Origin of the sequence: Nocardia sp. NPDC051981 (assembly GCF_040680715.1) — a bacterium.
Taxonomy (GTDB): domain Bacteria; phylum Actinomycetota; class Actinomycetes; order Mycobacteriales; family Mycobacteriaceae; genus Nocardia.
This window is the reverse complement of record NZ_JBFAXK010000015.1, coordinates 210482-217978: the sequence shown is the minus strand read 5'-3', so window position 1 is coordinate 217978 and position 7497 is coordinate 210482. Positions and strand designations below refer to the sequence as shown.

General features: G+C 69.0%; 7 protein-coding genes. 1 reads left to right on the top strand and 6 read right to left on the bottom strand.

Features of this window, described 5'->3' with window-relative positions; translation table 11 throughout:
• Positions 1-159 precede the first annotated feature (159 nt).
• Entirely contained in the window at positions 160-993 is an 834-nt protein-coding gene (locus tag AB0L60_RS25435) for a tRNA (adenine-N1)-methyltransferase (RefSeq protein ID WP_364618153.1), read from the bottom strand.
• A gap of 103 nt (positions 994-1096) precedes the next feature.
• Here AB0L60_RS25435 and AB0L60_RS25430 point away from each other — a divergent pair, with 103 nt between their 5' ends.
• Positions 1097-1954, top strand: coding sequence for a RecB family exonuclease (locus tag AB0L60_RS25430; RefSeq protein ID WP_364618151.1), 858 nt, complete (start codon positions 1097-1099; stop codon positions 1952-1954).
• A gap of 11 nt (positions 1955-1965) precedes the next feature.
• Here the strand turns inward: AB0L60_RS25430 and hisG are convergent, their stop codons facing one another.
• From hisG to AB0L60_RS25405, 5 genes are all read right to left on the bottom strand, one after another.
• Positions 1966-2817 (bottom strand): ATP phosphoribosyltransferase, encoded by an 852-nt coding sequence (gene hisG, locus AB0L60_RS25425; protein WP_364618149.1) that lies wholly within the window; start codon positions 2815-2817, stop codon positions 1966-1968.
• A gap of 109 nt (positions 2818-2926) precedes the next feature.
• Positions 2927-3190, bottom strand: coding sequence for a phosphoribosyl-ATP diphosphatase (locus tag AB0L60_RS25420; RefSeq protein WP_033085388.1), 264 nt, complete (start codon positions 3188-3190; stop codon positions 2927-2929).
• Positions 3191-3233: 43 nt separating this feature from the next.
• On the bottom strand, positions 3234-5036 hold the full coding sequence (locus AB0L60_RS25415) for a choline/carnitine O-acyltransferase (RefSeq protein ID WP_364618146.1): 1803 nt from the start codon (positions 5034-5036) through the stop codon (positions 3234-3236).
• A gap of 189 nt (positions 5037-5225) precedes the next feature.
• Positions 5226-6587: an FAD-dependent oxidoreductase gene (locus tag AB0L60_RS25410; RefSeq protein WP_364618144.1), complete on the bottom strand. Its 1362-nt coding sequence runs from the start codon at positions 6585-6587 to the stop codon at positions 5226-5228.
• A gap of 69 nt (positions 6588-6656) precedes the next feature.
• Positions 6657-7487 carry a class I SAM-dependent methyltransferase gene (locus tag AB0L60_RS25405; protein ID WP_364618142.1) on the bottom strand — a complete coding sequence of 277 codons (831 nt, stop codon included), beginning with the start codon at positions 7485-7487 and terminating at the stop codon, positions 6657-6659.
• Between the last annotated feature and the right edge of the window lie 10 nt (positions 7488-7497).

The window sequence follows — 7497 nt, the reverse complement described above, 5'->3', positions numbered from 1 at the left end:
AAAACGCTCGACTGGGACAACCCAGCCGAGCGTCTCGCTATGCTCTTGTCCACCACCAACTAGCAGCGGTGTTGCGACGACCCCCAGAATCCGCCTCCGTGGCGGGGGCGCGTTCGTTGCGAGCCCGGATCCGGCCTCGGGACGTATCCTCCCGGCGCGCTAGCCCTTGGACGGGCGGCGCTGCGGCTTGGGGGCGGTGACGCCGTCGGCGAGGCGGCGGGCCTTGACCAGGAAGGCGGTGTGGCCCTGCATGCGGTGTTCGGGGCGCACCGCGAGGCCGACCACGTGCCAGGGGCGGACCATGGATTCCCAGGCGGTGGGCTCGGTCCAGCAGCCCTGGCGACGCAGCGCCTCGACCACCTCGGAGAGCTGGGTCGTGGTGGCCACGTAGGCGAGGAAGACGCCGCCGGGGATCAGGGCCTTGGAGACGGCCTCGAGCGCGTCCCACGGCTTGAGCATGTCGAGGACGACGCGGTCGACCTGTTCGCCGGCGTAGTCCGCCACGTCACCGAGGGTGAGTTCCCAGTTGTCGGGGCGTTCGCCGAAGAAGCGCTCGACATTCTTGACCGCGTGCTCGGCGTGGTCGTCGCGGATCTCCCAGGAGATGACCTTGCCCTCGGGGCCGACCGCGCGCAGCAGCGAGCAGGTCAGCGCGCCCGAGCCGGCGCCGGCCTCCAGGACCTTCGCGCCGGGGAACATGTCTCCCTCGTGGACGATCTGGGCGGAGTCCTTGGGGTAGATGACCGCCGCGCCGCGCGGCATGGACAGCACGTAGTCGGTCAGCAGCGGGCGCAGGGCCAGGTAGGGGGTGCCCTTGGCGGAGTTCACCACGCAGCCCTCGTCGGCGCCGATGAGGTCGTCGTGGTTGATGTGGCCGGCGTGGGTGTGGAATTCCTTGCCCGTCTCCAGGATCACCGTGAACTTGCGCCCCTTGGCGTCGGTCAGCTGTACCCGGTCACCGATCTGGAATGGGCCGGTCCGTCTGGCCGTCATGAATCTCCGTTCTGCGTGGTTGTGGTGAAGTCGTGCGTCGCCGCGAATGCGCTGCGCCGGATTCGTCCGCACCTTGTCGGTGCTTGCGTTTAGCCTGCCAGGTATGTCGGTTGACGTGATCAGTACCCCGGAGACAGAGCGGTTCGCTCCCCGTGGCCCCGCCCTTTCCCCCTCGCGCGCAATCGATTTCAAGCAGTGCCCGTTGAAATACCGGCTGCGGGTCATCGACCAGATTCCGGAACCGCCCTCGCGGGCGGCGGTGCGCGGCACGGTGGTCCACGCCGTACTGGAGGCACTGTTCGGGCTGCCCGCCACCGGGCGGGATGCCGAGGCCGCTGCCGCTCTCGTCGAACCCGCGTGGACGGGGGTTCGCGAGTCGCGGCCCGAGGTGGAGTCGCTGATTCCGGCCGAGGAGCTGCCCGGGTTCCTGGCCGAGGTACGCAAGCTGGTGGGCGTGTACTTCCGGCTGGAGGATCCGTCCGGCTTCGATCCGGAGTCGTGCGAGACCTTCATCGAGGCCGACCTCCCCGACGGCACGCCGTTGCGTGGCATCGTGGACCGCATCGACCGCTCGGCCGACGGGGAACTGCACGTCATCGACTACAAGACCGGCCGCGCCCCGGGCCTCGCCTACGAGACCCGGGCCCTGTTCCAGCTGAAGTTCTATGCCCTGGTCCTGCTGCGCACCCAGGGCCGGGCGCCGGCGGAACTGCGGCTGATGTACCTCGCCGACGGTGTCACCCTCACCTACGCGCCGGACCCGGAGGAATTGCTGCGCTTCGAGCGGATCCTGTCGGCGCTGTGGGCCGCCATCGTGACCGCCGCCGAGACCGGGGAGTTCCCGCCCAGCCCGAGCTGGCTGTGCGAGTACTGCGATTTCAAGCGACTATGCCCCGAATTCGGCGGCACCCCACCGCCTTTCCCGTCCGGCGAGGACGAACCGGAATCCGGCCCGTCCTGACCCGACCGGAATCAGAAGGCGCGGCAGGACCGGATATCGGTGGCCAGGATCGCCTTGGCGCCCAGGTCCGCGAGCTGGTCCATGAGCTCGTTGCCGTTCTTGCGCGGCACCAGCGCGCGCACCGCGACCCACTCGGGATCGGTGAGCGGCGACACGGTCGGCGACTCCAGCCCGGGGGTGATCTTGACCGCCTCCTCGAGCAGCGCCTTGGGGCAGTCGTAGTCCAGCATCAGGTACTGCTGGGCGAAGACCACGCCCTGGATGCGGGCGACGAGCTGGTTGCGGGCCTTGTCGTGCTGGTCGGCGCCCTTGGCCTCGATGAGCACGCCCTCCGAGGAGCACAGCGACTCGCCGAAGGCGACCAGGTTGTGCTGGCGCAGGGTGCGGCCGGAGCCGACCACGTCGGCGATGGCGTCGGCGACGCCGAGCTGGATGGAGATCTCGACCGCGCCGTCGAGGCGGATGACCTCGGCCTCGATGCCGTGCCTGGCCAGGTCCGTCAGCACCAGGTTCGGGTAGGAGGTGGCGATGCGCTTGTCGTAGAGGTCCTCGACCTTCCATTCGCGCCCGGCCGGGGCGGCGTAGCGGAAGGTGGAGCGGCCGAAGCCGAGGGCGAGCCGTTCCTGCACGGGCGCACCGGAATCCAGGGCCAGGTCGCGGCCGGTGATGCCGAGGTCGAGCTCGCCGGAGCCGACGTAGATGGCGATGTCCTTGGGCCGCAGGAAATAGAACTCGACCTGGTTGACCGGGTCCAGCACGCTCAGCTCACGGGAGTCGGTGCGCTTGCGGTAGCCCGCCTCGGACAGGATGGCGAGGGCGGATTCGGAGAGTGCGCCCTTGTTGGGGACGGCGACGCGAAGCATTGGGAGGTCCTTTCGGAACGGGGAGGGAAGACGTGTCGACAGGGGGCTGAGCGGAACGGTGCGCCGCACCCAGCCCTTGAATGGGCACAGCGTGCGGCGCACCGGCGCATCACAGATGTCGGTACACGTCCTCGAGCCGCAGCCCGCGGCCCACCATCAGCACCTGCACCCAGTAGAGCAGCTGCGAGATCTCCTCGGAGAGTTCCTCATCGCTCTGGTACTCGGCCGCGATCCAGACCTCGCCGGCTTCCTCGAGCACCTTCTTGCCCTGCGCATGCACGCCGGCGTCCAGGGCGGCGACGGTGCCCGACCCCTCGGGGCGGTTGGCGGCACGATCCTGCAGCTCGGCGAACAGGGCTTCGAAAGATTTCACGGGGAGTGATTCTTTCAGACGGGCGCACACTCCCCGCAATCGGTTATACGGTGAGCAGTTCGGCGAGTTCGGTGACCGCCCCGCGCAGCTGCTCGGCGAAGTCGTGCATCTGCTGGGCGACGTGCTTGGGCGTGGCCAGGTAGAGGTTCCAGCGGTCGGGCAGCAGCACGTAGGCGATGCCGATGCATTTGGGGCTGGTGGAGCCGAACCCGAAGTACTGGATGTTCACCGACGGCGCGGAGCTGGTGCTCAGGTAGTCGTCGCGGGTGACGGTCCAGCCGGGGCTGTCGTAGAAGGCCATCGGGGCCGTCGCGCCGAGCTGTTCGCCGCGGCGCCGCTGGATCCACTGCAGTTCCCACAGGTGCTGCTCGGGGGCCTCGCCGCGCTGGCATTCCTGGGCGCGGCGCACGTGTGCCTCGGCGGCGGTGCGCAGGGCCACCAGTTTGCGGTCCCGGTCCACGGCCGGATCCTCCATGGCGGCAACGAAGTCCAGCATCTCCTGGGTGATCACGCGCATGGCCTCGGTGCGGCCGTTGCGGAATTGGCGGGTGGCGATGGATTCGTAGGTGGCGCCGTTGAGCCCCTTGCTGCGGCGGTGGGCGAGCTGATAGCTCAGCTGCGCGAAGGCGTCCGGGGAGATGCCCAGCCGCTTGGCGCGGTTGGTGCCGAAGTCGAACGACACCGTGGTGGTGGCGTTGTCGGCGGCGTACTGCGCGAAAGACGCGGCGGCGGAGGCGATCTCGGTCTTGGACTCCGGGCCGAGGACGAACTCGACGGGTTCGATGGCGGGCAGGCCCTGCGCCTGTGCGCCCGACTGTGCGACGTGGTCGCTCACCGGCGCCTCGAGCAGGGTATCGACGAAGGACAGGATGGTGGTGCCGTCCAGGCCGCAGTGCTCGACATTGATGCCGGCCTCGCCGTCGGCGAAGACGATGAACGACACCGACTTGTCGAACCAGCGGTTGCCGCTGTCGCCGTGCAGCAGCTGGTCGCAGGCGTGCAGGGTGTCGCGCGGCGCGAAGTCCTCGAGGCAGACGCAGAACAGCGCGGTCTCGATGGTGTCGAAGGCGGCGGCATTGGCGGGCCGCAGAGCCGCGTAGACCGGCGCCCAGTCGGCGCGGGCGAGGGTGGTGAGGTGCCCGGGCGAGGTATTGGTGGCGGCGCGCCGAGCACCGGCCTTCATGACGGCGCGCAGGCCGTCGGCGAGGTCCTCGGGGGTGTAGGGGACGCCGCCGGGGCCGATGACGTCCATGCGGAACATGGTGCCGCGGTAGAAGACCACGATGTGGCGGGCGTCCGAGGGTCCGGGCCAGGCATCGCTGTAGGGCACCCGCACGGTGTCCTGTGGCGCGTCCGGTATGCGCGTCTCGGAGAACAGGAACTTGTTCTGCGCCATGTTGAGTCGCGTGCCGCGCTGGGTGGCGGGCGGGATCTCCTCCTTGTCCAGGCGCAGCTTGTAGCCGACGGACGCGGCGATGAGGGCGGCGGCGCGCTCGCTCTGGTCGGCGCTGGTCGAGGAGGCGAGGGCGGTGTCGTCCCGGAACAGGAAGAAGAAGTTCGCATTCAACGCGATCCGGTCGCGGCGGCCCAGGTAGCGGGAGGGCCAGAACTCGTCGAGCCAGCTGCCCACGCCCGGGGTCTCGTCGAACCGCTGCAGATCGGCGTGCAGGGTGCGGGCGGGGCTGTCGGGGCGCAGCAGGTCCTCGACGGCGGCCGCGGTGGCGGCGTACTCGTCGGAGGTCAGCAGGGGCGCGCACCAGTGCAGGAAGCGGGTGCAGCTCTCCTCCAGGGTGGGCAGCGGGACGCGGGGCAGCTGCTCGTCGAAGGCGAAGGTGCTGTCGCTCAAGGGGTGTCCTCGTGGGTCGTCGGATAGGGGCAACCTGGCATTTGCACACGCGTGACCGTCCCCCTGGCGGTCACAGCACCCATTCTTGTCATCGAAACCGTCCGAGCGCCAGGCTTTCACCTGAAACCACACGGTCCGGACCAGATGTGGATTTACTGCGCCACAATAGTTTTCATGCGGGTTCCGGACTCACCCGGGATCGCCGATCTCTTTCAGCGCCCGCGACACCTCGTCGGCCTGCAGGTAGCAGCCGGACTGCTCGAATCCGCCGATGGTGTGGGTCTGGTAGTCGCCGTAGCCGATGCGCAGGAAGTCGTCGCCGCTGAGACCGTGCACGGTCCAGTCGAAGGCCACGCGGGCGCGGGCGACGACCGTGCGCAGCGCCATCAGGTGGTAGCTGCGTGCCACGAATTGGGCTGGGACACCACGCAATCCGATGCCGAGTGGGCGCGCCAGCGCATCGCGGCCGCCGAGGTCGACCACCATGCCGAGATCCGGATGCCGGTAGGGTTCGGATCGTCCGCCACGCAGGGTCGCCAGCAGGTTCTTGCCCAGGTGCCGGCCCTGGCGCATGGCGTGCTGGGCGGTGGGCGCGCACACCTTGTCGACGCCGTCGGTCAGATCAGGGACCGCGGCGGCGTCACCCATGGCCCACACGCCCTTCAGCCCGGGAACAGAGAGGTCGGCGTGCGCGATGATGCGTCCCTTGTCGGTTTCCGCGCCGAGGTGCCCGGCCAGCGGGCTCGGGGTGACGCCGGCGGTCCACAGCACGGTGCGGGAGGGGATGAATCGCCCATTGGTGAGTTTCACCCCGTTGGCCATCACTTCCGCCGCGGACGCTCCGGAGATGAGTTCGATTCCGCGTTCGGCCAGAATCTTTTTCGCCTCCGCGCCGAGCCGCTCGCCCAGCTCCGGCATGATGCGGTCGCCGTGCGTGACCAGGTGCCACCGCACCATGCCGCGTTCGGTCTCGGGGAAGAAGCGTTTGGCGGCGGCGTGGCAGACCTTGTTCAGGACCGCGGCGGTCTCGGTCCCGGCGTAGCCCGCGCCGATGGTGACGAAGTTGAGCCGTTCCCGGTCCCCGGCCAGCCCGCCGCGCAGGGCGGCGACGTCCAGCTGCCGCAGCACATGGTCGCGCAGGTACATCGCCTCCGGCAGGGTCTTCATGCCGAAGCCGTGTTCCTTGAGCCCGGGCACGTCCAGCACCCGGGTGATGGAGCCCGGGGCCAGGACGAGATGGTCGTACTCGAGGGCGGTTTCGCGCCCGGTGGATCGGCGCACCACCACCCGCCGGGTGTCGTGGTCCACCCCGACCGCCATGCCCGGCACCACCTCGGTGCGGCGCAGGATCCGGCGCAGGGATACCGAGACCGACCGGGGGTTGAGGGTGCCGGAGGCGACCTGTGGCAGCAGCGGGAGATACAAGAGTCCGGCGTCGGGCGAGACGAGCTGGACGAACGCCTCATCGGGCCGCACTCGGCGTTCCAGATATCGGGCGCACTCGACGCCCGCGAAACCACCGCCGATAATTACGATCTTCGCTGGTGCCACCGATTCACCGTAACAATCGCGGGGAGTTTTCAGGTGAATCCGGGATGTGAATTCGATGTGCGACGCGATTCAGTGTTCGGTCGCGACGCTGATTTTCGGCCGGGACAAGTACAGCTGGGCGTAGAGCCACCCGTCGGATTCGGCGCCGGCGGGGTCTATTCCGTTGTCCGCCAGGGTGTTCAGTACCCGTGCCTGCTCGTCCGCGGAGGCGAAGCGCCGCTGGCGGAACACACCGGGTGCGCGTTCGGTGCGATAGCCGAGGGTCTCCAGGTGGGCGGCGATGGGGTCGAAGGAGAACATGCGCAGCACGAAATGCGCCATCCAGGGCAGTTTTCCGCCGTGGGCGCGGGCCACCCGCAACAGGGTGCGTTCGGAGATGTAGCCGACGCAGCCGGTGGAGATGACCAGGTCCGCGGCGGCGAGGGTGCGGCGCTGGGCCTCGGTCGGGTCGCCCGACTCCAGGTCGGCGTGCACGGCGTCCTGGAGGAAGCCGGCGGCGCCGGCGTAGTCGAGGGCGGGGCGGGAGGCGTCCATGCCGATGAAGCGGACGCCGGGCAGCTGATCGTGGGTGTGCAGCAGCTGCCGGTCGCGGTCGATGAGCGCGGCGGTGTCGTCGGTGTCGCGACCGCGGTACCGTCCGGCCAGGTCGGTCATGGTGGTGTCCAGGCGCAGCAGGGCCGAGTTCACGCCGTAGGAGCAGCCGATATCGAGGACGGCGGGGGTGGCGATGCCGGTGGCCGACCGATACTCCGCGAGGAGCCGCTGGAAATGCGGTTTGGCCAATTCCGGTATCTGGTAATCCAATTCGGCCATGCGCGCGTAATACTCGCGTGGATCGGGGCGGTCGTAGATGTGGTCGAACGAGGCTTTTCCGGTGGAGCTGTGTAACGAAACCGGCACGCGCTGTTCC